The organism is Desulfitibacter sp. BRH_c19 (assembly GCA_001515945.1).
GTDB lineage: Bacteria > Bacillota > DSM-16504 > Desulfitibacterales > Desulfitibacteraceae > Desulfitibacter.
Window position 1 is genome coordinate 384,545 of record LOER01000016.1, and the last position, 25,069, is coordinate 409,613.

31 protein-coding genes and 1 pseudogene are annotated in these 25,069 nt (G+C 35.6%); 3 read left to right on the forward strand and 29 right to left on the reverse strand.

The window, feature by feature from the left end; all coding sequences use genetic code 11:
* The first annotated feature begins 316 nt into the window (after positions 1-316).
* Positions 317-1,294 carry a hypothetical protein gene (locus tag APF76_05605; protein KUO52510.1) on the forward strand — a complete coding sequence of 326 codons (978 nt, stop codon included), beginning with the start codon at positions 317-319 and terminating at the stop codon, positions 1,292-1,294.
* A gap of 356 nt (positions 1,295-1,650) precedes the next feature.
* Here the strand turns inward: APF76_05605 and APF76_05610 are convergent, their stop codons facing one another.
* The gene (locus APF76_05610) at positions 1,651-2,916 is read right to left on the reverse strand and encodes a hypothetical protein (GenBank protein ID KUO52511.1); all 1,266 of its coding nucleotides are present in this window, start codon (positions 2,914-2,916) and stop codon (positions 1,651-1,653) included.
* 195 nt (positions 2,917-3,111) lie between these two features.
* Between APF76_05610 and APF76_05615 the strand changes: the two genes are divergently transcribed.
* Positions 3,112-3,621 (forward strand): hypothetical protein, encoded by a 510-nt coding sequence (locus tag APF76_05615; protein ID KUO52512.1) that lies wholly within the window; start codon positions 3,112-3,114, stop codon positions 3,619-3,621.
* Between the two features lie 36 nt (positions 3,622-3,657).
* Here APF76_05615 and APF76_05620 read toward each other — a convergent pair whose 3' ends face one another.
* Positions 3,658-4,443, reverse strand: a complete 786-nt coding sequence (locus APF76_05620) for a hypothetical protein (GenBank protein KUO52513.1) — start codon at positions 4,441-4,443, stop codon at positions 3,658-3,660.
* 186 nt (positions 4,444-4,629) lie between these two features.
* Here APF76_05620 and APF76_05625 point away from each other — a divergent pair, with 186 nt between their 5' ends.
* Positions 4,630-4,794 (forward strand): spore protein, encoded by a 165-nt coding sequence (locus APF76_05625; GenBank protein ID KUO52556.1) that lies wholly within the window; start codon positions 4,630-4,632, stop codon positions 4,792-4,794.
* Between the two features lie 32 nt (positions 4,795-4,826).
* Here the strand turns inward: APF76_05625 and APF76_05630 are convergent, their stop codons facing one another.
* From APF76_05630 to APF76_05760, 27 genes and pseudogenes are all read right to left on the reverse strand, one after another.
* Positions 4,827-5,954: a hypothetical protein gene (locus APF76_05630; protein ID KUO52514.1), complete on the reverse strand. Its 1,128-nt coding sequence runs from the start codon at positions 5,952-5,954 to the stop codon at positions 4,827-4,829.
* The gene (locus APF76_05635) at positions 5,947-6,942 is read right to left on the reverse strand and encodes a flagellar motor switch protein FliM (GenBank protein ID KUO52515.1); all 996 of its coding nucleotides are present in this window, start codon (positions 6,940-6,942) and stop codon (positions 5,947-5,949) included. Before APF76_05635 ends, APF76_05630 begins: the two co-directional genes overlap by 8 nt.
* A gap of 29 nt (positions 6,943-6,971) precedes the next feature.
* Entirely contained in the window at positions 6,972-7,334 is a 363-nt protein-coding gene (locus APF76_05640) for a two-component system response regulator (protein ID KUO52516.1), read from the reverse strand.
* An 18-nt stretch (positions 7,335-7,352) separates the two neighbouring features.
* Entirely contained in the window at positions 7,353-7,970 is a 618-nt protein-coding gene (locus APF76_05645; protein ID KUO52557.1) for a hypothetical protein, read from the reverse strand.
* 19 nt (positions 7,971-7,989) lie between these two features.
* Positions 7,990-8,760 (reverse strand): chemotaxis protein CheR, encoded by a 771-nt coding sequence (locus APF76_05650; protein KUO52558.1) that lies wholly within the window; start codon positions 8,758-8,760, stop codon positions 7,990-7,992.
* A 15-nt stretch (positions 8,761-8,775) separates the two neighbouring features.
* The gene (locus APF76_05655; GenBank protein KUO52517.1) at positions 8,776-9,285 is read right to left on the reverse strand and encodes a chemotaxis protein CheD; all 510 of its coding nucleotides are present in this window, start codon (positions 9,283-9,285) and stop codon (positions 8,776-8,778) included.
* A gap of 41 nt (positions 9,286-9,326) precedes the next feature.
* Positions 9,327-10,061 carry a hypothetical protein gene (locus APF76_05660; protein KUO52518.1) on the reverse strand — a complete coding sequence of 245 codons (735 nt, stop codon included), beginning with the start codon at positions 10,059-10,061 and terminating at the stop codon, positions 9,327-9,329.
* 162 nt (positions 10,062-10,223) lie between these two features.
* Entirely contained in the window at positions 10,224-10,616 is a 393-nt protein-coding gene (locus APF76_05665) for a hypothetical protein (protein KUO52519.1), read from the reverse strand.
* Positions 10,617-10,619: 3 nt separating this feature from the next.
* A complete protein-coding gene (locus APF76_05670; protein ID KUO52520.1) occupies positions 10,620-11,375 on the reverse strand; it encodes a hypothetical protein in 756 nt (251 codons plus the stop codon).
* An 11-nt stretch (positions 11,376-11,386) separates the two neighbouring features.
* Positions 11,387-12,070 carry a hypothetical protein gene (locus APF76_05675; protein ID KUO52521.1) on the reverse strand — a complete coding sequence of 228 codons (684 nt, stop codon included), beginning with the start codon at positions 12,068-12,070 and terminating at the stop codon, positions 11,387-11,389.
* Between the two features lie 13 nt (positions 12,071-12,083).
* Entirely contained in the window at positions 12,084-12,953 is an 870-nt protein-coding gene (locus APF76_05680) for a hypothetical protein (protein ID KUO52522.1), read from the reverse strand.
* Positions 12,953-14,065, reverse strand: a complete 1,113-nt coding sequence (locus APF76_05685) for a hypothetical protein (GenBank protein KUO52523.1) — start codon at positions 14,063-14,065, stop codon at positions 12,953-12,955. The genes APF76_05680 and APF76_05685 overlap by 1 nt, the downstream gene beginning before the upstream one ends.
* Positions 14,055-16,139 (reverse strand): flagellar biosynthesis protein FlhA, encoded by a 2,085-nt coding sequence (gene flhA, locus APF76_05690; GenBank protein ID KUO52524.1) that lies wholly within the window; start codon positions 16,137-16,139, stop codon positions 14,055-14,057. The genes APF76_05685 and flhA overlap by 11 nt, the downstream gene beginning before the upstream one ends.
* Complete coding sequence (locus APF76_05695) at positions 16,140-17,246, reverse strand: hypothetical protein (GenBank protein ID KUO52525.1); 1,107 nt, start codon at positions 17,244-17,246, stop codon at positions 16,140-16,142.
* Positions 17,243-18,010, reverse strand: coding sequence for a hypothetical protein (locus APF76_05700; GenBank protein KUO52526.1), 768 nt, complete (start codon positions 18,008-18,010; stop codon positions 17,243-17,245). Before APF76_05700 ends, APF76_05695 begins: the two co-directional genes overlap by 4 nt.
* Before the next feature lie 6 nt (positions 18,011-18,016).
* A complete protein-coding gene (locus APF76_05705) occupies positions 18,017-18,286 on the reverse strand; it encodes a flagellar biosynthetic protein FliQ (GenBank protein ID KUO52527.1) in 270 nt (89 codons plus the stop codon).
* A gap of 12 nt (positions 18,287-18,298) precedes the next feature.
* Complete coding sequence (locus APF76_05710) at positions 18,299-19,057, reverse strand: flagellar biosynthesis protein flip (GenBank protein KUO52528.1); 759 nt, start codon at positions 19,055-19,057, stop codon at positions 18,299-18,301.
* Entirely contained in the window at positions 19,054-19,398 is a 345-nt protein-coding gene (locus APF76_05715) for a hypothetical protein (protein ID KUO52529.1), read from the reverse strand. The genes APF76_05710 and APF76_05715 overlap by 4 nt, the downstream gene beginning before the upstream one ends.
* A 14-nt stretch (positions 19,399-19,412) precedes the next feature.
* On the reverse strand, positions 19,413-19,691 hold the full coding sequence (locus tag APF76_05720) for a hypothetical protein (GenBank protein KUO52559.1): 279 nt from the start codon (positions 19,689-19,691) through the stop codon (positions 19,413-19,415).
* A gap of 92 nt (positions 19,692-19,783) precedes the next feature.
* The gene (locus tag APF76_05725; protein ID KUO52530.1) at positions 19,784-20,251 is read right to left on the reverse strand and encodes a hypothetical protein; all 468 of its coding nucleotides are present in this window, start codon (positions 20,249-20,251) and stop codon (positions 19,784-19,786) included.
* Positions 20,214-21,050: a hypothetical protein gene (locus APF76_05730; GenBank protein KUO52531.1), complete on the reverse strand. Its 837-nt coding sequence runs from the start codon at positions 21,048-21,050 to the stop codon at positions 20,214-20,216. The genes APF76_05725 and APF76_05730 overlap by 38 nt, the downstream gene beginning before the upstream one ends.
* Positions 21,047-21,847: a flagellar motor protein MotP gene (locus APF76_05735; protein KUO52532.1), complete on the reverse strand. Its 801-nt coding sequence runs from the start codon at positions 21,845-21,847 to the stop codon at positions 21,047-21,049. The genes APF76_05730 and APF76_05735 overlap by 4 nt, the downstream gene beginning before the upstream one ends.
* A complete protein-coding gene (locus APF76_05740) occupies positions 21,847-22,059 on the reverse strand; it encodes a hypothetical protein (protein KUO52533.1) in 213 nt (70 codons plus the stop codon). The genes APF76_05735 and APF76_05740 overlap by 1 nt, the downstream gene beginning before the upstream one ends.
* A gap of 96 nt (positions 22,060-22,155) precedes the next feature.
* The gene (locus APF76_05745; protein ID KUO52534.1) at positions 22,156-23,097 is read right to left on the reverse strand and encodes a hypothetical protein; all 942 of its coding nucleotides are present in this window, start codon (positions 23,095-23,097) and stop codon (positions 22,156-22,158) included.
* 99 nt (positions 23,098-23,196) lie between these two features.
* Complete coding sequence (locus APF76_05750) at positions 23,197-23,586, reverse strand: hypothetical protein (protein ID KUO52535.1); 390 nt, start codon at positions 23,584-23,586, stop codon at positions 23,197-23,199.
* On the reverse strand, positions 23,586-24,125 hold the full coding sequence (locus APF76_05755) for a hypothetical protein (GenBank protein ID KUO52536.1): 540 nt from the start codon (positions 24,123-24,125) through the stop codon (positions 23,586-23,588). The genes APF76_05750 and APF76_05755 overlap by 1 nt, the downstream gene beginning before the upstream one ends.
* Before the next feature lie 11 nt (positions 24,126-24,136).
* Positions 24,137-25,069, reverse strand: a pseudogene (locus tag APF76_05760).

Below are 25,069 nucleotides of genomic sequence, written 5' to 3' on the forward strand. Positions count from 1 at the left end.
TATTGTTTTTCTTGATAATAAACACAGTTTTATAAATAGTAGAAATAATACAAAAATATGCTTGTGAAATAATAAACATTATATTTCAAAAGTTTTTTCCATAAAATTAACTATTATATTATAACATATCCTATAAACTTCGAGATAGGTAAATAAATTCCTCCTTTTAAACATTTAAAGATAATAATGTAAAAATTTGTTCAAATCAAGAAATTTATTATGGTATATTTAGTTAATATTTGAATAACTAATCTACATAAGTACCCCTAAAGGGGTTGGAATTTCTATGCTTATTTATATAGTGGGAGGACTTTAATTGATTTTCATACTATGCTTTCTTGGAGGTTTATCCACTCTTTTATTAGGAATCTATTTTATAAGCAAAACTCTTGAGAGCTATCATCAGTTTAGACTTAAATATCTACTCAAAAGATTTACAGACACTCCCACAAGAGGTTTCATTTTTGGAACAGTAGCTACAATGATACTTCAAAGCAGTAGTGCCATTACTGTAATTACAATTGGACTTGTAAATGCTAGGCTTTTGACCTTTTATCAAGCTATTGGAATTGTATTAGGAACCAATGTAGGTACAACTTTTACAACACAAATGGTAGCTTTTGATCTAAAGAAGCTTATTTTGCCCATGATAATTGTTGGGATCATTCTCTATATTATACCTATTATAACAGTCAGGCTTGGAGGGAAGATCCTATTAAGCTTTTCTCTGGTTTTAATTGGTCTGAACCTCATGACTTGGTCAACATCTCAATTGGAAAGCAGTAGACTCTTTTTACTCATGTTTTCGAAATTAGACAATAGTATTCTATATAGTATTTCAATAGGAGTGATAAGTACGGCTTTACTCCAATCCAGTAGTGGAGTTACAGCAATTCTTTTGGCTCTAGCACCTCATGGGTACCTCTCCTTAACTACCGCAATAGCCGTTATTTTGGGTTCAAATGTAGGAACATGCTTTACAGCTGTGCTGGCAGTAATACATTCATCAGTAGCAGCCCGTAAGGTTGCCTTGGCACACATAATTTTAAATGTTGGAGGTTTAGTTCTTTTCTTCCCCTTTATTTCAAGCTTTAGCACATTAATTGAAATGACGTCCCTTTCATTACCCAGGCAAATTGCTAATGCTCAAACCATCTACAACTTAATAATTTCTCTTATGGTGCTACCCATTGCAAAACGATTTGCAGATTTAACATCTTGGACGTATAATTCTATCTCAATTAAAACAAAACTTGGCTTGCGCCAAGTCCTTAGACGCAGGCGGAAACCTTAGTTTTTGTAAATACTATCTACCTTGTTTGAACTTATCTTTCTGATAGTACAAAAAAGGAAAGAGACTTTAGGCCTCCTTTCCTTTTTTAAAGTTTATAAATGTATTTATTGTCTACTAAAACTGTATAATGCAAAAATGTTAATGTGAGAGAACAATAATTGAGTTTTAAAGCAATTCTTAGTGACTGGAGGCGAAAAACTCGTAAATGACTTGCTTGTCTCAGCGAAGCGAGTTTGCAAGGCATAGAGTTTTTCGATGTAAGGAGCTTTAGAATTCTAAAACTTAATTCCTAGAATGAAAGAACATAACATTTTGCTAAGCCACATATTACAATCCGTTATGCTATTAAAGCTATATTATTCCGTAACTACTGGTATTGTTGAATTTGCCTTTGGCATAACAATCACCTTTGCGTTCTCTGGAAGTTTTTCCTTTATTTCGGCAAAGATAGTTTCTAGGCTATCTCTTTTCTCTACCATCAAACCACATGCATTTTCCTGATTTATACCCTTGGATAATAAATAAACATTTGCTTTAGCAAGGGTTCTGCACCATAAAAATGCTTTATGTACACCCATTTCAAAATCTATACTTTTAAAATGTTCAATGATTTCCTGAGGCTCTTTAAAGTTATTCATAGTATTATAAAATTTGTCATCACCAATACCTTCAGAACAATCCGCAACTAATATTATATAACCTCCATCCTTTACTACCTTTGATGCATGGGCTAGTCCTTTTTGAGCTTGATATATGTTTAAATCTTTTGGGAAACCTCCTGGTGATACTATTACAACATCAGCTTTTTCTTTTACTGGCACTTCAAAAATTTCTCTTGCACTTTCAACGCCCTTTCTATGTGCTTCAATAAGATCGCCAGCTACTACTTTTACAATTTCCTTATCATTATTAAGTATTACATTTACTATAAAATCAATCCCAACTATTCTTCCAATCTCATCTATATCTTCTCTAGCAGGATTTCCTTCTAACATTCCAAGTTGGCATTTTTTGTCAGTCAGCATTGAGTGATTTGCCTGAATTAACTCTTTTGAACCTAGCCCTATCGCAAGTGCCTTTGCACCACCTGTGAAACCAACAAACTGATGTGGATCAATCATACCCGTCAAAACTTTCAAATCTGCTTCAACATAATACTTATTAACTACAACAGGTGTCCCCTTACCTGTGCTTCCACAGGATATATTCATGTTTTTATCATTGGCATCATGACTTATTACTGTAACTTTGTCTACTATTTCTTCACCTAGAAGTTTAATAAATTCCTCTTTGTTGGAAGGTCTATGTAATCCCGTTCCTACAATAATAAAAATGTTCTTAGGGTCTATCCCCATCTTTTCCAGTTTATTAACAATTGGAGGAATTAATAGCTTATTAGGTACAGGCCTTGTTAAGTCACTTATAGCTATTGCAACCTTGGTCACATCTCTAAAATCTTCAAGTCTTTTGGTTCCTATTGGACTTTCAATGGCCCTTATAACTTCCTCGATCTGGTTAGATGCCCCCTGAACAGCTTTTAGGTTAACAATCTCTATTCTAAATTCTTTTGGAGGAGACCACTTAATGATTTCTTTGCCATAAGGTATTTTAATTTTTTCCATAACTGACACCACCAATTTTGACATAATATTATTATAACGTTTTATTAAAATTACCATAACCCCTTTTAGGCTAAAATAACCACATCTTTTAATTTTTTTGCATGGCAAATGAAAAAATTTTAACCATTGTTAAATAAGAATATTTTTTCATAATAGAGTTAAACTAAACTTGAGAATAATTAAGGAGGAATTTTCTTGAGTAAATCTGTTGTAGGAGTTTTTCAATCAGAACGTGTAGCAAAGGAAGCTATAGAAGACCTAAGGAGAGCAGGTTTTGAAAAAGAAATATCTTTATTAGCAAAAGATCGAAATCAAGAAGGAGCTCATCGCACACCTGATGATGATGGTGGTCAAACAATGGCTGGCGGTGAAACATTAGCTGATGGTATTACGACTGGTGGTGTGCTTGGAGGTCTTGGTGGTTTAGCTATAGGTGCAGGTGCCCTTGTTATACCTGGAATTGGTCCACTAATTGCCGCTGGCCCCATAGCAGGTCTATTATCTGGAGCTGCTGGTGGTGGAGTAGCTGGAGGTTTAGTAGACTGGGGAATTCCAGAAGAAGAAGGCCGTAGATATGAGGAAGAATTAAAACAAGATAAAATAATTGTCGCAATCAATTCTTCTGAAGAAAATATTGATGAAGCAGAAAATATCCTAAAAAATCATGGAGCGCAACAAGTAAAGGCTCATGATAAGCAGGATTAATCATCAGCTGAAAATTAGTAATTCTATAAACCCCACTTAAGTGGGGTTTTGTGTTATTAGTATTCTTTGAGCATTAGTGTAGATATTTGCTCTTTTGCCTCGAACAAAACCTAAAACTGTTAATCCTAATTCTTCAGCTATATCTATGGCAAGTGAAGTAGGTGCAGCTCTTGAAATAAGAATTGGTATTTGCATATGTGCGACCTTACCTACTATTTCTGAGGAGATTCTACCACTAGTTAAAAAGATCTTATCCTCCATAGTAATATTCTTGTTAATACAAAAACCAAGTATTTTATCAGCTGCATTATGTCGGCCTACATCTTCTCTAAAAACAATTATTTCCCCTGATTTGTGCATTAATGCTGAACTGTGAACACCACCAGTAGTCTGATACAATTCTGATTTGGACTGCATTTCCTTTAATCCATTAGACAATACATCGATAGGAACTTCTAAATGCGATAAGATCATCTTTCTTTTACCGTGATAGTGATACATACTAGTACCTTTACCACAACCAGTTGTAATCATTCTTTTTGCAAAATTAACTTTACTCAACTTACTAGTATTAGAGCTATCGACCCAAACAATGCCTTTTTCTATTTCTAAGTGAGTTTTAATATCTGCGTCTCTGGCTAGTAATCCTTCAGCGGTTAAAAACCCAATAGCAAGATCCTGTAAATACTCGGATGTACAAAGGAGAGTCACCACTTCTTCACCATTCAAATAAATTGTAATAGGTTGTTCTCCCGCAACAACATCATTAACTTTTTGAAATATTTTATTGTTATATTTTACAATCTTACGTTCAATTTTCATTTTACCTAACCCTTCAAGTTACATATTTATATAATATTCTAGGACTAATGTGCTAATATTATAATTTCCTGAAATAATTATAGATAACCTGACCACAAAAAACCAGGTGTAATTAGCTCTATTTAGCTAAAAATAATAGTGATGGACAGGTTATTAAAAAGGAGGTCATAAAAATTGTCAAAAATTATGTCTGAACAGCTAAAATATGAGCTCGCAAAAGAGCTCGGTGTTTATAACACAGTCATGAATGAAGGATGGGGTGGTGTACCCTCTCGGGAATGTGGTAATTTGGTAAAAATGGCAATCATGAAAGCTGAACAGACCATGGGAAACCAACCTAACCGTTACTAACCCTCCATCAACAAGGGCAGCTTTTTAGCTGCCTAATTTTTTTTAAGATTTTGCAAACGTTGCTCTGGGCTTACAATACTTGTAACCCTTACTCCATAGTTTTCATTTATTACGACTACTTCACCTTTTGCTATTAGAGTTCCATTCACAAGTACATCAACTGGTTCATTAGCCAACCTTTCCAGTTCTACTATGGAACCAGGTATCAGGTTAAGAACTTCATTTATAGGTCTTTTTGTTTTGCCTAAGACAACAGATACTTTTAAGGGCACATCAAGAATTAAATCTAAGTTTTTAGGATAGTCTTGCAACTGACTTGTTGATGGTATATATTCTTCCGCAGACGGTCGGGCCTTGTCTTTATTGACAGCTACATTAACAGATTCTTGAATGGGTTCTGAATCTGGCTGAGAAACAACAGGTTTAGCGGCTGGTTGTCCAGGATTCAGTAGTAAATTAGCTTCCATTCTAGCTATATCAACAGGCACAACCTGCATAATCTCACTATCAATAAGATCACCTATCTTAAGGTCAAAGGAAATAACTGACATCGGTTCTTCCTTATCCCACGGGTAATATACCTCATCTTGCTTTAAATCAACAATATTTACAATTGGTGGAGCTATTTTCACACCTATTCCAAATATGCTTGACATGGCCGTAGCAGCAGAACCTATCATTTGATTCATTGCCTCTGCTACTGCACTTACATGAATTTCGCTTAATTCTTCTGGTGGATCCGTACCAGGACCTCCCATCATTAAGTCAGCTATTATGGCTGCATCCCTAATTTTAATAACTAAAATATTAGAACCATTTAATCCATCTGTAAAGTTTACATCAATTAATAAATAGGGAATCCTAAAGGAGTCATATAATGTCTTTGCACTTATTATATTTACCCTAGGAGTAGTTATTATAACCTTTTGATTTAATAATTCCGATAAAGCCGTTGATGCAGAGCCCATGGAAATGTTACCTATTTCGCCAAGAGCATCCTTTTCCATGTCACTAAGAACACTTGAAAAATCTTTATCTTCCTGTACTGCAGTAATCTCTATACTTTTTTCAACTACTTCACTTTCTTCCCCGTTTGAATCATCAGACTGACCTTGTTTTAGAAGGGCATCTATTTCTTCTTGAGACAAGAAATTATCCATGGTTATTCCCTCCCGACACTTTGGAAGTTACTCTAACTCCAACCTTACTCCTAACTAGCCCAGGTTGTACTTTGAACCTTACATGATCGTTAACATACAATTCAAAATCATCACCTGCATTAATATCTAAAGGAATAACATCACCCTCATCGAGTCCCAGAAACTCCCTAACAGTTAACTCTGTATGCCCAACAACGGCACTTAAATCCAAAGGTACATTAAGCAATTTATTACGTATAATACTTTTTGCTCCATCTGCACCTGAAACATCTTGACTTGCAAACCAGTAATGAGCAGTCAGTTTAGAAATTACAGGTTCTAAGGTAATAAATGGTAAACATAGGTTTATAATCCCCTGTGACTGATTAACAGTTGTTGAAAGGGTAACTATTGCAACAGTTTCGTTTGGGGAAATTATTTGGTTAAACTGTGGATTAGTTTCAATATTTTCAATGACTGGCTGAAAATTAAATATGTCTGACCATGCATAAACCATGCTTTCCATCAATTTGCTAATTAGCTTTTTTAGAACACTTAATTCAATATCTGTCATTTCCCTTAAAGCAACCGGCATTTCTCCTGGGCCGCCAAATAGTAAATCAATAATAGGGAACGTAAAAGCAGGATTACATTCAAAAACAGCTGTCCCCTTAAGAGGTGACAAACTTAAAACAGCCATTAAAGTGGGGCTTGGTATTGAAACCAGAAAATCCTCATAGGTTAGCTGGTCAACAGAAGCAATTTTTACAGTAACACTAGTTCGCAAGTACCCCGATAAAAAATTAGATGCTAAACGCCCAAAATTATCGTGGATCATATGGAGGGTCCTCAATTGATCCTTTGAAAACTTATTTGGACGACGAAAGTCATAGTTTTTTATAACATCAGTTTTTGTACTTTCTGCCTTCACATCTTCCGCTGAAATTTCCCCGGTAGATAGGGCATTTAAAAGTAAATCTATTTCGGATTGAGATAAAACTTCTTTCAAGGTAAAAAACCACCCTTCATACAATCAAGCTACTTAGATGCCTTTTCCATTGCTTGTATTACTCTCTCTTGTTGAAAGGGCTTAACAATAAAGTCACGTGCCCCTGCTTGAATTGCCTCCATAACCATCATTTGCTGTCCCATTGCACTACACATTATAATCCGGGCTGAGGAATCCATTTGTTTGATTTCTTTTACAGCAGCAATCCCATCCTTTTCAGGCATTGTTATGTCCATAGTAACTAAGTCTGGTTTAAGTTCTTTGTACATTTCTATTGCCTTCTGCCCATTTTCTGCTTCACCAGCTACCTCATATCCATTCTTGCTAAGTATGTCCTTTATCATCATCCTCATAAAAGCTGCATCATCTACAATTAAAACTCGTTTAGCCATTATTGACCTCCCCTGTATTTATAAATTTATGCCTAAAGATTGAAATATTATTTCTAATGATCCTTCTTCAGGGATAAGAAAAAAATATCCATTTAGAGAAACATTTTCATCATGAAATCTTGTTTCAATTAAGAGAATGTTTTCATCAAATACGCCTCTTTCTAAGAGAGCTGCACTTAAAACAGCTGCTAGCATATCATGAGCAAGTGCTGGCACAGATGGGTTAAAAGTAAGTCTAGTCATACTAGATAACGCTATTAACATGGAACCTGTTAATATATTTCCTACTTCCTGCAAAGCAGAATATGCAATTTCATCTAACTCTGTCCTACTTCCAGGTTCAATATTCATTAACAAATCTGCTAGCATGAAGGCACTTTTTTCATCTAAGAGAAATATAACAGTACTTGGTGCACAACCTGCTACTGACAGATTGATACATACTGCCAGTTCCTCCCCCGTACCAAAGGTTTTTATAAACTCTTGCAGATTAATTACACCTGCACTAGGTACATCCATATCTATTTTTCTATCCAGCAGTTGAGCAAGAGATGTTGCAGCATTACCTGAACCTATATTACCTATTTCTTTTAAGACGTCTAAATGTATTGCTTCTAGTTTTTTCCATTGTGACAGTTTAATACACCTCTCCTTCTCATGATGGTTTTTGATAAAACCATGCTGATGTTTTTTCAAACCCAAGTTGACTATAATTTAATATACTTTCAGTGGCACCTATAAATAAAATACCACCTGGCTTTAATGCATTAAAAAAATTTACATATAATTCATTTTGAGTTTCTCTTGTAAAGTATATTGTTACGTTTCGACATACGATTAAATCATAATCATTCTCACATTTATCCCTTAATAAGTCATGTTTTCTAAATGTCACCTTATTCTTAATAGTATCAATTAATTGATATTTGCCATCTTCTTGAGTAAAATACTTGTTTAATCTCTCCATAGAGACGTTCTTTAGTAAATCACTACGATATTTTGCAGCTTTTGCTTCTTCTAAAATCCTTTCATCAAGGTCAAAAGCATGTATAGTATGCATGATCTTAGGTGTGAGGTGATCTAGTATCATTGCAATACTATAAGCTTCAGAACCTATGGAACATCCAGCACTCCATATCTTTAATCTATTAGTTTTTTTTAATAAATAAGGAAAAATATCTGTTTCCAGCTTGTCAAATATATCTTTATTTCTAAAAAACTCAGAAACATTTATTGTTATTTTTTCTAGAAACTTTTTAGCTTGTTCCTGATCTCTATTTAGTGCTAGATAGTATTCACTAAATTCCTTAAATCCCTGGCTAATCATAAGGTGCTCAATTCTTCTTTTTAATTGCTTTTCTTTATATCCACTTAGATTAAGACCAAGTTTTCTTGATATCTGTTCTTTAAATTCAGTAAAATCCAACACCAACTCCCCCCTCTATATTTCTTTAGGTACAGATCCAACAGTTCTAACCAAAACTTTGCCTGAGTCAGTTTGAAGAATCATCGTTCTGCCTTTATTCCCCCCTGTGTCCTCTGCACTTAAAGCTATATCGAGGCTATCAAGCACTTCTTTAGTCTTTTTTATGTTTCTTTCCCCAATATTTAGTAAGTTAGATGTGTTTCTTTTAAACATCTGAGCACCACCAGCTATTTTAGCTACTATGTTACTTTTTTTTGCACCAATCATTAATACTTCTCGTAGTAGCATATCTATTCCGGTGTCAGCAAATTTGGCAGGGTTGTCTGCGTTTTTAAACTGAGTACTGTCTGGTAACATAATATGTACCATACCCCCAACCCGAGCAAACTTGTCAAATAATACGATTCCAACGCATGACCCTAATCCTAGTGTAATGACATTGTGGGGACTATTTGTAACCTTCATGTCGGCTATTCCAACCCTAAATTCCTGAATGCTTTCTTCTTTAGACCATGCATTTATCATTGCGTGTCCTCCATATTTTCATTGCATAAGAAGTCAGTTGCTTATCTCAAACTACCGATTTCATTTGCGCTCTTTTTCATTATCTCATCTTGGGTTAAAAGCATTCTCTGATTTAATTGAAAAAGCCTAAGGGCCTCTATTACTTCAGCCATAGCTTGTCCTAAATCCACATTGGATCCTTCAAGGTAACCTCTTTTTAACTGTGGATTTTCTAGAATGTTTTCCAAAGAAGGGTCTGAAATTGCATAAAGATCCTCCCCGTACTTTGTTAAGCTATCTTCAGGAGGATTAGCAATTGCAAATGCTTGATCTAAATCTTCATTTTCTACATGTATGTAATCATCATAATACCCTATTGCCCTATAACCTTCATGGGTAACAAGATAGCCTTCACTATCTACTCTAAAACTCCCTTTCCTTGTATATAAATCTCCTTGAGGAGTTTCTACTATAAAAAACCCTTCTTCAGCTAGAGCAAAATCATAGAGTGCGCCAGTCTCAAACAAGACCCCCATACTAAAATCAGTATGTGTTTCAGATACTTGGGAACCATGGGGCATAACTCCAATTGGTTCAACCTCAGGACCACTTACTGAATGTATAAGTGAATCATGAAGTGTTGAAAAAGTAATGTCTCTCTTTTTATAACTTGGTGTATTTATATTAGCAATGTTATCAGACATTATATCCTGCTGAAGCTGCCGTGATAATAAACCATTTACGGAAATATACAGTCCTCTGTTAATTTTCCTCTCCTCCCTTATTATCAGAATCAAATGGTAATACCTCTTGGGGATATACCATACCTTCTTGCCTTGCAAGGCTTTCTATCTCGTACTTAGTGGGTTTGGGTGAGCCAAATGTTATAAGTAATCCAGCAATGAGAAAACCTATACCTATACCAAATAAAATTTGATTATATTTCTTAATGGTGGTTCTTATTTTTTCAAATTTAAAATTAATTGTATTTCACCCTTTCCCCTATTAAACCTTTTAGCTATATCAACTATTTCTTCTCCTTTGTGATAAGCGTCAATTATCTCATCGTATTCTTCTATGGTTTGTCTCTCTACGAGACTTTGAGAAAAAGATGGTGCTACTTTCGGACTACCCACATTTCCATATCTTTGGGATGGTACCTCACTTAACCTATCTAGGACTTCTTCTACATTATTTGACAATATATCAATTTTTTCCTCTAATTCCTCAATCTTTTTGTCTTCTGAAATTGGTTTTTTATTTGTTTTTAAAAATGAAATAGGAGTACCATTTAAGGTGGGATAAACAACAGCTATGATAATTACGCCTAAAATCAATAAAAAAATTCCCATTGTTTATTTTCCTTTCTCTAAAAATAACCGAATTTTTAATAAAATTTTGCTCTTTAGCTGAGATACTCTTGATTCAGTAATATTCATAATATACGCTATTTCCTTTAAAGTAAGTTGCTCATGGAAATACATTGCTAAAACCAACTTTTCCTTTTCTGTGAGTTCGTCAATTGCTTTTATAAGTTTATCCTGGGTTTCCTTCCATGCAACCTGCTCCTCAGGGTTGTACATAGATGGTGCGGCTAATGTATCAATTAAAGCTAAGCCCTCCCCTTCAGTTCCATCTATCCTTAAACTTTCTTGTAAGGAAACACAGCTTAGATGTGCAAACGCCATAATAATCCCATCTACTTCTTTTACAGACATATTTAGTACTTTAGCTATATCTTCCGAAGTAGTTTCTGTACCCATTTCCTGTTCAAGGCGTTCTATTGTCCTTGAAACCTTTGAAAGATTTTCACTTAAACCCCTAGGAATTATCGTGGAATCTCTTAAAGCATCTAGAATCGCTCCTCTAATTCTGAGCGTAGCAAAAGTTTCAAATTTAATGCCCTTAGCAGGAATAAACCTTTCAACTGCTTCTATTAGCCCAATAATTCCATAACTAATAACATCTTCCCTATCCCAATGTAGTGGCAGCTTTAATGTCATTCTACCTACTATCTTCTTTACCAAGGGTAGATAACTTTCGATAATGTTATCTCTAATCAGTAGATCTTTATTTAGTTGATATGACTTCCAAAGCTGTTCCCTTTCCATTATCACTCATCCTAAGTTTTTCTTATGGTTTCAATCATCTTATCAAAAACATAACCGATTATTTTATCCTGGGTTCTCTCATCTATATTGTAAAAGGATAAACCTGCCAAGTATCTTTTTACTCCGCCCTTATTCTCAGTAATATTCCTCATTACCTGACCAAATAGTTTTAGCCGCTGAGCCTTACCTTTTAGTAAAATTTCAAATTCTACAATTAAATAAGCCTTTTCTGGAGGAAATTTATCAACCTTAAGCATCATACCTCCACCACTTAAGTCAACTGCTAAAGCGGTTTGTACTGGTCTGTATTTTTCAGCATCTTTTGCTACAGATGGTGGGTGCTCCAAAACCTCATACTTTACATTTATAGCAACTTCTACCCTAACAAAATTTCTTCTTTCATGCTTTTTAACATTTTCAGGTAGACTTAAAATATATAATTTTAAGTTGTTGTCATTTTTTACACCTAAAACATTTGCTTCAAAAGTATATCTATCATTTTCTGTAAAAATACCTAAGCTAACTCTTTCTCCATTTTTTAACGATAAGACAAATCTCTTGTAGACAGGCTCTTGGATCATGAAGCTATCAACCCTGATCCCTTGTATCAAGCTCTTATATATTGTATTATCATCATCTCGTGTTACTTCAATGTTAGAATTGATCTGCAAAAATTTAAAATTTGAAGAAGACAAAACATTCCTCCCCCTATTCAAATAATCTAAACAACTTACCCATAAAGTTATCAATGCCTTTTGGAGGTTTCATTTTGCCATCAATTAAGTTAACCGCTAACTGTTTAACATCACCTGTCGCCTGGCACTTGGGATTAAACATGAAAAAGGGTACTTGGCTACAAACAGCCTTTTCTACATATGGATCCTTAGACACGTAACCCAACCTCTTAATTTTAATCTTTAAAAACCTATTAGATACTGCTTCAATTTTACTCGCTGTAGTATTTGCTTCCTTCAAACTAGAAACCTTATTTACTGCTAAAAACACCTGTGAGTTTATCTCAAACCTAGACAGAACTTTGATAACGCTATATGCATCTGTTATAGAGGTAGGTTCAGGAGTTAACACAACTAAAACATCATCAGCTGCCGATATAAAACCTAGAATAGTTCTAGATATTCCAGCACCACAATCAATAAAAAGATAATCGACTTCACTACAAACATTTCTTAACTGCTCCCACAATAATTCTTGGTGCTGCTTATCAATGCCTGCTATTTCCCCAAAACCTGATCCCCCTGGAATAATCTTGATACCGTAAGGACCCTCTACAACTACTTCGTCCAAGGTTTTTTTACCCTTTAACACATTTAGTAGATTATATTGAGGACTTAAGCCCATTAATATATCTACATTGGCCATACCTAAGTCAGCGTCCAATATCATAACCTTTTTATCAAGTTGCGCAAGGGCAATTGCTAAATTTAGAGTTAAATTTGTTTTGCCTACCCCTCCTTTACCACTAACTACAGATATTGTTCTAAAGGAGGGAATAGTTGCTTTTTTATGAGTATTATCTTTTGCGAATAGTTCTCTTAGCCTACTAGCCTGATCTAGCATTATTCCACTTCCCCTATTATTAACTTGGCCAAACCATCTGGTTCCCCAGGGATAATATCATCAGGAACATTTTGTCCATTGGTGACATAGGCAACAGGTAATTCTGTGGCCTCCACTACATTTAAAATTGAACCTAAGCTATAGGTTTCATCTGCTTTAGTAAAAACAAGTTTAGAGTACTTCAAAATACTATATTTATCGACTATTGCTATTAAATCCTTATTCTTGGTATTTACATCCAACACCAGATAAATTTCAAGAGGCCTAATTGCATCTAGAAATGTCTTTAATTCGTTAATCTGTTCAGCATTTTTTGATGACCTGCCAGCAGTATCTACTAGTATTAAATCACAGTCTTCATGATTTTTTACGGCTAACTTTAACTCCTGGGGAGTCATTACAGCTTCAACTGTTACTCCAATTATGTCTCCATAGATTTTAAGCTGAGCAACAGCTCCTATTCGGTAAGTATCAATAGTTATAAGAGCTATGTTTAATCCATGATACAACGCAAAATTTGCAGCAAGCTTTGCAATGGTGGTGGTTTTTCCTACTCCAGTTGGACCTATAAAGGCTAGTACATTACTGTTATGGTTTGCTTTGGTAACAGGTATGAAAAAATCAACCAATTTCTCTGATAATTTATCTTTTATATGAATTCTATTTAGGCATTCATCCAACTCTTGTTTTTGAAAAATATCCTCAACTCTCTTTTCTACCTCGGGCAAAAGATCTAATTCTTGGAGGATCTTTTTAAACTCTTCATGGGGATCAAATTCCTCTAAGTCACTAACTTTCACAAATGGTTTGCCATTAGCAGCATTTCTTTCCTTGACTATGATTTGCTGCAATAATTCTTTCATTTCCTGCATTTCATTGCTAACTTTATCATTATTTACTTGTGATTCTTTTACCCCTTGCTGGGTTGGTTTTTCAACAGGAATTTCATCAACTGCCGCAGTCACTTCAACCATACGCGCTTTCATGAATCCCAAAATGCCCTTTTGCCTAACCTCCTTAGAATTAATAATAACTGCATCAGGACCTAAATCCTGCCTAATAAGTTGGCATGCTTCCTTCATATCATATGCTAAGTATTTTTTAATTCTCATAGTCTTTCACCATTCCAATGGCCTCCACATCTAATTCAGGAATAAGCTCATTTAAGGATAGAACAACTAAGCTTGGCATAAATCTTTCAGTTAACCTACGAAAAGCCATTCTTATTCTTGATGAACATAAAACTACTGGTTGTAGACCCAATAAACTAAAATCTTCAACATATTTTTCTAGTTGACCAAAAATATGCTCTGTCACCTCTGGAGAAAGTGCTGGGTATACTCCATCAGATGTTTGTTGCATGGATTTCTTAACCCTTTCCTCCAAAGATAAGTCTATGGTTACTACGATCAGCTTTCCATCAGGAGCATGACTTTTACTGATTGTTCTTGCCAAGACAGCTCTAATGGATTCAGTAAGGTAATCTGAATCCTTACTTATAGGACTTCTATTAACAAGGGTTTCAAAAATGGTAATAAGGTCTCTTATGGGAATTCTTTCTGCTAAAAGATTCTGTAAAATCTTTTGCACTTCTCCTAAACTTAATAAATCAGGTACTAATCCATCCACAACTGCTGGATTTGTCTCCTGGACCAAGTCTAAAAGTTCTTTTACTTCTTGTCTACCTAACAGCTCGTAAGCATGGGATTTAACAAATTCTGTTAAATGGGTAATTAATACAGTAGCTGAATCAACAACTGTGAAACCCTGCATTTCAACCTTTTCTTTAACTTCTTCATTGACCCACCAAGCTGGTAAACCAAAGGTCGGCTCTGTTGTGGCTATCCCTTCTACTTCTATTGTTTCATCACCAGGACTCATTGCTAAGTAGTATCCTGGGAGTATCTCTCCACTAACTATTTCATTGCCCCTGATTTTAAAGCGATACCTATTTGCATCTAGCTGCAAATTATCTCGTATTCTGATAGGCTTTACATAGATGCCAAGTTCCCTTGCACATTGTCTTCTGACTGCGGAAAGTCTATCTAACAAATCTCCATGCTGCCCTTCATCTGTAAGAGGAATCAGGTTATAACCAATTTCTATTTCTAGTGAGTCTACCTGCATTAGTGATAATACATTTTCAGGCTCTTTTGTCTCTCCTGTACTTTGTTTAAGCTCTTCCTCATCCATATCAATCTGTTTTCTCTCATTCTCATTATGCAGCATGTATGCTGTAAAACCGGTTGCAGATGCTAAGATAAAAAACGGTATACTAGGAAGTCCTGGAAGTATTCCTAGAATTGCAAGAATAATGGCAGTTAACCCAATTACCTTTGGAAATACAAACAACTGTTCACTTATATCTTTTCCCAAACTCTGTCCTGTAGCTGCTCTTGTGACCAAAATACCTGTGGCTGTGGAAACTAATAAGGCAGGAATCTGAGTCACTAAACCATCTCCAACTGTTAATAACGTATAAAGCTGTAAAGCTTGGGAGATATCTAACCCTCTCTGCCATACTCCAATAACTAATCCAGCCAAGATATTGACCAACACTATAACAATACCTGCTATGGCATCACCCTTAACGAACTTACTTGAACCATCCATGGCGCCAAAGAAATCTGCTTCCTTTTGAATAGTTTCCCGTCTTCCCTTAGCCTCCTGATCAGAAATAATTCCTGCATTTAAGTCAGCATCTATACTCATTTGTTTACCAGGCATGGCATCTAATGTAAAGCGAGCAGCTACTTCTGCAACCCTACTAGCGCCATTTGTAATAACAACAAATTGAATAACAGTAATAATAAGAAATACAATAAATCCCACTACATAGTTGCCCCCTACTACAAAATTACCAAAAGCTGCAATAACCGATCCAGCACTTCCTTCTCCTAAGATTAGCCGTGTTGAAGATATATTAAGTGCCAATCTAAAAAGAGTAACTACAAGGAGTAAAGAAGGAAATACTGAAAACTGTAATGGTCTGGTAATGAACATAGTGGTTAAAATAATAATCAAACCTATTGTTAAACTTAAGGCCAGTAAGATATCTAATATATTCGGATGTATAGGTATTACTATTATTAGAACAATAGATATAATAAGTGCCGCTATGATAATGTCGGCATATCCTAGTGCCTTTCTTAGTGTCTGGAAAAAAACTGATTGGTTTTGCGGCATTTATAATACTCTCCCTTTGTTCTTTAACCTGTACAAAGCAGCTAAAATCTCTGCTACAATTTGATATAATTCAAATGGTATTTCCTGTCCTATTTCTACAGCTTCGTATAGACCCCAAGCTGCTGGTTTGTTTTCTATGACAGGGATCCCATTTTCCTTAGCTAATTCAATTATTTTTAATGCAACATACCCCGCACCCTTAGCAATCACTAATGGAGCATCTGTAACACCATCTTCATATTTTAAAGCAATCGCAAGGTGGGTAGGATTTGTAACAACGACTGTTGCCTCTGGAACTTGAGTCATCATACGACTCATTGCCATCTTTCTCTGTTTCTCTTTAATCTTTGACTTAATAAGTGGGTCTCCTTCACTCTGCTTATACTCCTGCTTAACCTCATGTTTTGTCATTTTAATTCTTTCTTTGAATTCCCATTTTTGGTATGTAATATCTAGAATAGCTACTATAAAAAAAACTAGCGCTGCTCCTATAGCTACCTGAAACAATACATTAGCTATTAAGTTACTAATGCCCTCCAGACCCATGTCAACCATAAATAGCATTTTATCAAAGTTGCTTCTAACAATTAAGAATACTGTTATACTAACAATCATCACCTTAAGAATGGCTTTAGCCATTTCAACAAGTGCTTTTTTTGAAACAATGCGTTTAAAACCTTCAATTGGATTAAGGTGACTAAGCTTGGGCTGAATTGATTCTGGCGTAACTTTAAAACCAACCTGGAGCATATTGGCAGATATACCAATAATCACAGTAATTATTAGTACTGGTGCTACTGTCTCAAAAAAAGTAGTCATGAAAATCCTTATAATATAAATCAGTTGTCCATGGGTCAGCTCCTTTGTTAATTCCTCCGTATAGATATGAACAATAAAGCCGGTTATTTTTTCACCATAATATCCTCTAATCCAAAACAGAGTTATAACCAAGATAAAGATAGTTAATGCTGCATTTAAATCGGTACTTTTTGCTACCTGCCCTTTTTTTCTAGTTTCTTGTTTCTTCTTGGGTGTAGCTTCCTCTGTTTTTTCCTCTTCAGCAAATAACTGTAAATTGATACTTTTTAATCTTTCATCAAGGCTCATTGTACCAAAATCTCCATTACCGTTATTAGATCCTTTTCCATCTGGGAAAGCAGGTGGCCTACAACTGTTACAAACAATGGTAATACCAATGCAAGGGTGAGCATCCCCAAGCCAGCCTTAAGAGGAAAACCCAGAATAAAGACATTGATCTGGGGTACTGTCCTTGCCACAAGACCCAGAGAGATATCAGCTATGATTAATACTGCAACAATTGGGGCTGCAATCTTAAAAGCAAGTGCAAAGATGCCTACAAAGGTTTTCAAAATATATAATGAGATGGCAGGATCAAATACCGCATTGGTCAAAGGAACTAGAGTATAGCTATGAACTAAAGACCCGATTAAAACATGGTGTCCATCTATTGCAAGAAAAATTAAAATTGCTACAAGATATTTGAACTGACCCATTAGGGTTGTCCTAGTTTGAGTTTGGGGATCTAATACAGTTGCCATGGCAAATCCCATTTGAATATCTATAAGTTCACCGGCAATTCTTATAGCCGCAAATATCATATTTGTAATAAAACCAAGGGTTAACCCTACTGCAACCTCTTTGAGCACTAAGAGCCACCACGCTAGTAATGCAATATCATCAAGTGGAGTAAATGGCACAAGAGGTAGAAGTATAACTGCAAGGGTAAAACTAAAACCTATTTTAACTAATGCTGGTACTCCCTGAATGGAAAAGAAAGGTGCAATTGCGACAAAGGAAGATGCTCTAGCAAATATTAGAAGCCAACCTTGAATAATAAAGAAATCAAACATATCTGCCTACCGTACCATATTTGCCAAATTGCCAAAGATACTTCCGGCAAAATTGGTCAGAGATGTAAGCATCCAGGAACTAAACATAAATATTGCAAAAAAAACAGCAATAAGTTTTGGAACAAAAGTTAGTGTCTGTTCCTGAATCTGTGTAGTCGCCATTAGCACGCTTATAGCTAAACCTACTATCAAACCTGTCCCTAAAGCAGGTAGGGCAAGTAATAGTGCTAGACTTAGGGCTTCTCTTGCTAAGTGAATTACAAATTCTTGAGTCATTTAAGCATCACCTTACAATCCATAGCTTTGTAGTAAAGATTTAATGACTAAATACCATCCGTCAGTCATAACAAATAGCAGTACTTTAAAGGGTAAAGAAATAATAATTGGGGGAAGCATAAACATACCCATAGACATTAATGTACTTGCAATTACCATATCTATAATAAGAAATGGAATAAATATCAAAAACCCCATTTGAAATGCTGTTTTTAATTCACTAATTACAAAAGCTGGAATTAAAACCATAATCCCAATTTCCTCTTCACTTTCAGGTCTATCCATATTAGAAGCATTAACAAATAAAGCTAAATCCTTTTCCCTTGTATGAATAAGCATGAAATCTTTTAAGTGTGTTTCTGCATTTTCAAGAGCAGCCTCCTGAGATATTTCATTTGCCAAATATGGTTCTAACGCATCCACTCTTACCTGATCAAAAACCGGTGCCATGACAAAAAAGGTTAAGAATAATGCCAAACCTATTAACACCTGATTGGGTGGTGTTTGTTGCGTCGCCATTGCAGTTCTCACAAAGGATAGTACCACTACAATCCTGGTAAAGGATGTCATTAAAACCATAAATGCTGGTACTAATGCCAAAACTGTTAGCAAAAACAATACCCTTAAAGTATCAACAACCTCCTCAGGTTCACTAGTAGGATTTATCCTAAAATCAATACCTGGCAATGGTTGTGCCACAAGCTGGCTTGGAAAAACTATCACTACTAAGATTAAAATTAAAGCGAGAATTATAAAATTGCGTGGTCTCATTGTCTGCCTTCCTCCCGCTTTTTGAACTTTGTAAGAATATGTGCAAATGTCTGGGAACCAGGCCCACTATCCTGTGATGGTACATAATCTGATAGTTTACTAATCATTTCAACCTGATTCTCTGTTACTCCGTATAGGAAATACTCCTCTCCAACCTTTACAATTACTAAAGATGCCTTGCTTCCTACACCTAACTGTTCTACTACTTGGAGATATCCCCTATGAAAAGAAAATGTTCTACGGGTTAAAAAGAACTTAATAAACACCAAAGCTAACACTAATACCAGGGGAAGAAAGATTAATATTCTAAGTAAGGCTTTCCAAAAGTCAAATTCTAGCACAATAATCCTCCAGTTCACTCTTCATTGTTACTAATTAAGCTACCAACTCTAATTCCAAAAACTTCATTTATGATAACAACTTCACCTTTAGCAAAAACTTCACCATCTACTCTCATATCCACGGGTTCTCCTGCCATTTTTTCAAGACTAATAATATTTCCTTCAATTAAAGCAAGTACTTCCCGCAAAGTCATGGATGCACTAGCAAGCTCTACAGTCATATTTGTTTTTAGATTATTAAGAACTTCAAAGTCTAGCTCTGGGGAAATCTTTCCATTCTCTTCAAAGGGCATAAATTTTACTTTTTTTACTTCAGGTTCTCCATTTAAAGTTTCTAGCATTTCCTTTATCTTATCTTCACTTAGGTGAATGGCGCTTCCCCCCTTTACTGGATAATAAATTCTTCGAAATACAAACCAATAATTTCGCCATCAACTAATATCTCGTTAATTGATGCAATTAATTCCTGCCTCAATGCTTCTGTTTTTTCATTGCTATCTAAATCAACTACCTTTTTCTCACGTAAAATATTGATTATTGTATCCTTAACCCTATGACCTTTAAGTTCTAGTTCAGAAACCAACTTTTTCTCAGCATGTTCTAAGGTAATCTGAGTTCTTAGATATCTGCGGTGTCCTGCATCAGCCAGATTTATTGTGAAGCTAGGTATTGTTACTGTTTGAACATCTTTCATTAAAATTGTTCCATCATCAGTAGCATTCGCTACCGTAGAAAAGTAAAATCCTAATAATCCTGAAACAATTATTAATGGAATTGTTAAAATAAGAACCCATTTTATCCATTTTCTTTTTGGTTTAGTCTCTTGAGTTTGACTCTGTGTCTGTTCCGCCATCTTCTAACACCTCACTTTTAAAAGGATCCTCTGCATTAATAACAATTATAACTCGTCTATTAAGCAGCATATTTTCAGGGCTATCATTTGCCACAATAGGGTGAAATTCACCAAGTCCAACAACAGCAAATCTTTCAGGCTCCATTTCTAGACCATCAACAAAGTATCTAACAACGCTTAGTGCTCTGGCAACTGATAATTCCCAGTTACTTGGAAATTTTTGAGTGTTTATAGGCCTATCATCTGTGTGGCCTTCTACTGACGTCATGTAAGGTAATTCTTTTAAAAGAGGTGCTAATGTGGTTAGTACTTCTTTAGCATTTGATTTTAAATCTGCTCTTCCTGAATCGAAAAGTATCCTATCTTTGATCTCCAATGCAATACCTCTTTTTTCAAATCTAACTTCTACAATTTCTTGGAGCTCATGTTCGTCTATATAATTGACAACTATATAATAAACCTCAACAAGGGGATTTTCCTCAATAACGTCCTGGAATTCACCTAAATCTAGATTTTCATTCTCATTATCCTTCTCATTAATATCCTGAATGGTTTTATCCTGCAATATACTATCATCAGTTTCAGGCTCAGGTGGTGCTTCTAGTGGTTCTGATCCTAAATGTAATATTCCTGATCCTTGAAAAGAAGCCACAAACTGTTCAAATTTAATAACATCTATAATTGAAAAGGAGTAAAGAAGCACAAAGAATACTAAAACCAATGTGACAAGGTCAGAATATGTAACCATCCAAGATGGTGCTCCTTCCTCTTGTCTCTTTCTTTTTGGCATACGACTCATGAGAATGCCGCCTCTTTTTCTTTAGTTGACCCATCTAGCATTTCTAGCTTTGGACCAATAAAAGATTTTAGTTTCTCTTCTAAGATTCTGGGATTCATGCCTGATTGAATACCAATTATTCCCTCCAGCATTAAATATCTAGCCAATGTTTCTTCTTCACTCTTAAGCTCTAGTTTTCCAGCCATGGGGATAAACACTAGATTTGCTAGAAGAGCACCGTAAAATGTGGTTAAGAGCGCTAAGGCCATAGCTGGTCCTAAAGCACTTGGATCATTTAATTTAGAAAGCATCTGAATAAGTCCAATAAGGGTACCTATCATACCAAAGGAAGGCGCATATACACCCCATGCCCTAAAAACTTTTTGCCCAAGCTCATGTCGTTGACTTGTATAATCAATATCTGTTTCCAAAATATCTTTAATTAAATCAGGATCAAGAGCATCTACCATAAGTCGAATACCCTTCTGATAAAATGGGTCCTCTAGTCTTTCCACATCATCTTCTAATCCCAACAAACCTTCTCTTCTCGCCTTTCTAGCTAGGTCAGCAAAAATATCAATTATTTCTTGAAAGTCAACTCCCTTGTTTTTAAACACATTTCTGCTTGTCTTTAGTACATTAAGAACTTGCTGGGAATTGAAGTTAACAAGTAATGCTGCAAATGATCCCCCAACTGTAATCATTAATCCTGGTATACTAATAAATAGTCCAATATTACTACCTATCATAATAGATATTAAGATCATGATGAATCCAGCAACAATACCAATTAGACTTAGCATATCGAACCTGTTCATTAGTCCACCTCACCTGGAAACGTATTCGCCTGTTTTAAAATCATACTCTGATAAGCTAAAGCTTTATCAATTACCTCGTCCATACTATCCAATACAATTATCTTCTTTCCACTAGTCAAAGTAATTACTGTCTCAGGCATATTCTCTACCTTTTCTATGAGGCTAGCATTTATTACAATAGTCCTTTTATCCATTGTAGTTAGCTTAATCACACCCAACACCCCATCTATTTGTATTATGTATATATGTGGCTGATAGAACAGCTACATTAACTGTTCAATCAGCCACTATTTTATTTAAGTTTAGCCTTACCTCTTAATTTGAGCTAACTCTTGAAGCATTTCATCAGAAGTTCTTATTGTCCTAGCATTGGCCTGGTGTCCCCTCTGGGTCACGATCATATCTGTAAATTCTTCAGCCAAATCAACATTTGACATCTCAAGGTTGCCTGGAAGTAAGGAGCCTTGTCCATGCCTACCATTTGGACCATCCAAGTTGGGAATACCAGAGTTGTTGGTTTCATTGTACATATTCATACCAATCTTAGATAAACCCATAGGATTATTGAACTTTGCAACTGCGATAGGAGCTGCAACTCCATAGTCGTGGGGAGTACCATCATCATAATATATATTATCCGGTGCAAAACTACCAATATTTCCTTGATCATCATTAAATGTTATATAGCCCTGTGCATCTACAGATACATTACTTACATTGCTAATGGGTACTTGTACTAAACTTAAGGTTCCATCAACATCTGGATCGGCATCAGAAACATAGCTCAATACATATTTACCTGTGGAAGTACACACTAAAAATCCTTCTTCATCAAAAGCAAAATTCCCAGCTCTAGTGTAAGCTACACTCCCAGGATCATAGGATGCATCGGGATCTGCCCAATTAACTTCCCCGTTGATATCCCTTACTGCATCTGCAACTACAAAATATCCATCACCCTGAAGCATTACATCAAAGTTATTACCAGTTGACATGGCCGGTCCCTGGGTATGTAGTACATCAATACTGCCAAGGCTGACTCCTAGACCTACCTGAACCGGGTTCATACCACCCACATTAGCTGTAGGCTGGGAAGCACCCCTAAGTGTTTGGCTAATCATGTCCTGAAATACTGTCCGGGATTTTTTATAGCCTATTGTATTGATATTAGCTATGTTATTACCTACAACATCCATCTTAGTCTGGCTTACTCTTAAACCAGCAACACCTGAATATAGTGAACGCATCATAATAAATCGACCTCACTTTTCCTTTTATTTTGTTTCCGAACCTGCATCCATCAGTCAGCAGGTTTTTGGGCTTCCTCAAGGAGGTCCGGCCCTTTTCAGTTATATAATCACAGCACTATCAATATTAGTAAAAACATTTTCCTTCATTCTTTCACTCTCAACTACTGTTATAACCGTATTGTTTTTAACGCTTACAACTAGTGCAGCATTATCTGTTAACACCAAGGATTCTTTGCTACCCTTTTGAGATGCTGTTTGTACTGCCTTTGAGATTTTCTCCAGTTGGGCTGGTTCAAACTGTAAACCACTTTGTAGCATTCTCTGGGTTGCATGGGCACTAAATTTAAGTTGACCCTGAGTGTTCCCTATTTGGGATTGCAATATTTCCTGAAATGCACCTTTTGCAGTCTGTGTCTGTTTAGTAGCTTTGTTTTGACCTTGGTTAACTGGTAATATGGGTTGCTTATGAATATTTATTCTTTGAGTCATTATTGATCATCACCTTCTTCTGTACCACCAGAACCCTCTTCTCCAGAATTTTCGTCTCCAGGATCTTCAATTATAGGTAATTCTCCATCACTATCTGTTACTGCAAGAACATAAGCTGCCGGGATTTCACGTTCTACCATAATTAGATAAGGTAGCCCTTCTTTTACTTTTACACTCGTAACAATCCCTTCAATAGGTTCCTCTATCTCAGGGTCAATAGCTCTAACTTTTTTCCCAATGTAGGAAACAGCTTCAGATAAAACAATAGAAGCAGCCATCTCCCTTTGGTTATAAAGCACTTCCAGCGTAGCCTCAGTTGTTAATGAAATTGATTCATTCATGTTTTGAAGCTGTTCCAAAGAAGAGAATTGGGCCATTTGTGCTATGAATTCTTTATCATCCATCGGTTCCAACGGGTTTTGATTTTTAAGCTGCGTAACTAATAAATGAAGAAATTCATCTTTACCAAGTTCCTTTTTTACCGTTCTGCTTAAATCATCTTGCTGAGTATTGTATGTGCTAGTTTTACTTATGTCCACGTAATCACCTCCTAGGCTAAATAATTAACTCCATCCATTTGGTTATTATTTGAAAACTCTTGTGGAAGAATCTCAATTGCTTCATCATTAGCTATATTTTGGTAATTCATTTTATTGTAGCTTTTGCTACCCCTTTCATTTTGGTTTCCTTGGTAAGTATCTGCTTCTTGTCCCCCAACATTTACTCCCAGATATTCAACCTTTATGCCTTGTTCCTGCATAGCGTTTTTAATTTGTTGCATTGCTGAGTTTAGAATACTACCAGTATGATTTTTATCTGCCGTCAAGCTAGCTGTAATCAAGCCTTCATTGTAAATTAAGTGGACTTTCACTTTTCCAAGAAATTCAGGCTTCAGTTGAATTTCCATAAATGTTTTCCCCTCAGCTATATGGGTTTGAGTTTTTTGAACAATTTGTTGTGCCACATGCCAGGAGTTGCTATGAAGGGTATTTACTTCAGGCCGTGAAGCTAACCCATTATTTGAAACTTTATTACCCTCATTGGTTACATTAGGGTTCATGTCCTGGACAACCTTAGCAAAACTCTTATCAGTTGATTTGAAATTAGCTTTGGCTAACTCCTTTTTGCTATTTGATATATTGCTATTTGCATTAGGGTTCTTAAAATCGGATTTGGTGTCGGGTGACTGCTTTCCATTGCTATCTATTAGTGGATCTTGGGCCTTAGTACTCATAGACTTTTGAGATATCCTGATATTATGAGACTCATCTTGTACTTTGTACTCTTTTTTGTTTCCCTTTAAATATTGCATTTTATTTAAGAAGCTGAGTACTGCAACATCCTTGTTAGAGTCTTTATTAAGATTTGCACCAAATGCGTCTTGAGTAGTCCTTAGTTCATTGGTATTCTTTAATTCATTGGTATTCTTCGATTCATTGGTATTCTTTAATTCATTGGTATTCTTCGATTCATTGGTATTCTT

Coding starts and splice junctions, on each gene's coding strand:
- APF76_05630 (KUO52514.1), bottom strand. CDS start 5,954: ATGGATAATTTCTTGTCTCAAGAAGAAATAGATGCCCTTCTAAAACAA.
- APF76_05685 (KUO52523.1), bottom strand. CDS start 14,065: ATGAGAATTAAAAAATACTTAGCATATGATATGAAGGAAGCATGCCAA.
- APF76_05665 (KUO52519.1), bottom strand. CDS start 10,616: ATGGGAATTTTTTTATTGATTTTAGGCGTAATTATCATAGCTGTTGTT.
- APF76_05710 (KUO52528.1), bottom strand. CDS start 19,057: ATGAGACCACGCAATTTTATAATTCTCGCTTTAATTTTAATCTTAGTA.
- APF76_05730 (KUO52531.1), bottom strand. CDS start 21,050: ATGAGTCGTATGCCAAAAAGAAAGAGACAAGAGGAAGGAGCACCATCT.
- APF76_05625 (KUO52556.1), top strand. CDS start 4,630: ATGTCTGAACAGCTAAAATATGAGCTCGCAAAAGAGCTCGGTGTTTAT.
- APF76_05610 (KUO52511.1), bottom strand. CDS start 2,916: ATGGAAAAAATTAAAATACCTTATGGCAAAGAAATCATTAAGTGGTCT.
- APF76_05745 (KUO52534.1), bottom strand. CDS start 23,097: ATGATGCGTTCACTATATTCAGGTGTTGCTGGTTTAAGAGTAAGCCAG.
- APF76_05725 (KUO52530.1), bottom strand. CDS start 20,251: ATGGCGGAACAGACACAGAGTCAAACTCAAGAGACTAAACCAAAAAGA.
- APF76_05655 (KUO52517.1), bottom strand. CDS start 9,285: ATGATAAATGCATGGTCTAAAGAAGAAAGCATTCAGGAATTTAGGGTT.
- APF76_05695 (KUO52525.1), bottom strand. CDS start 17,246: ATGAGCCTTGATGAAAGATTAAAAAGTATCAATTTACAGTTATTTGCT.
- APF76_05680 (KUO52522.1), bottom strand. CDS start 12,953: ATGCTAGATCAGGCTAGTAGGCTAAGAGAACTATTCGCAAAAGATAAT.
- APF76_05670 (KUO52520.1), bottom strand. CDS start 11,375: ATGGAAAGGGAACAGCTTTGGAAGTCATATCAACTAAATAAAGATCTA.
- APF76_05750 (KUO52535.1), bottom strand. CDS start 23,586: ATGACTCAAAGAATAAATATTCATAAGCAACCCATATTACCAGTTAAC.
- APF76_05620 (KUO52513.1), bottom strand. CDS start 4,443: ATGAAAATTGAACGTAAGATTGTAAAATATAACAATAAAATATTTCAA.
- APF76_05720 (KUO52559.1), bottom strand. CDS start 19,691: ATGCCCTTTGAAGAGAATGGAAAGATTTCCCCAGAGCTAGACTTTGAA.
- APF76_05735 (KUO52532.1), bottom strand. CDS start 21,847: ATGAACAGGTTCGATATGCTAAGTCTAATTGGTATTGTTGCTGGATTC.
- APF76_05705 (KUO52527.1), bottom strand. CDS start 18,286: ATGACTCAAGAATTTGTAATTCACTTAGCAAGAGAAGCCCTAAGTCTA.
- flhA (KUO52524.1), bottom strand. CDS start 16,139: ATGCCGCAAAACCAATCAGTTTTTTTCCAGACACTAAGAAAGGCACTA.
- APF76_05640 (KUO52516.1), bottom strand. CDS start 7,334: ATGGCTAAACGAGTTTTAATTGTAGATGATGCAGCTTTTATGAGGATG.
- APF76_05700 (KUO52526.1), bottom strand. CDS start 18,010: ATGTTTGATTTCTTTATTATTCAAGGTTGGCTTCTAATATTTGCTAGA.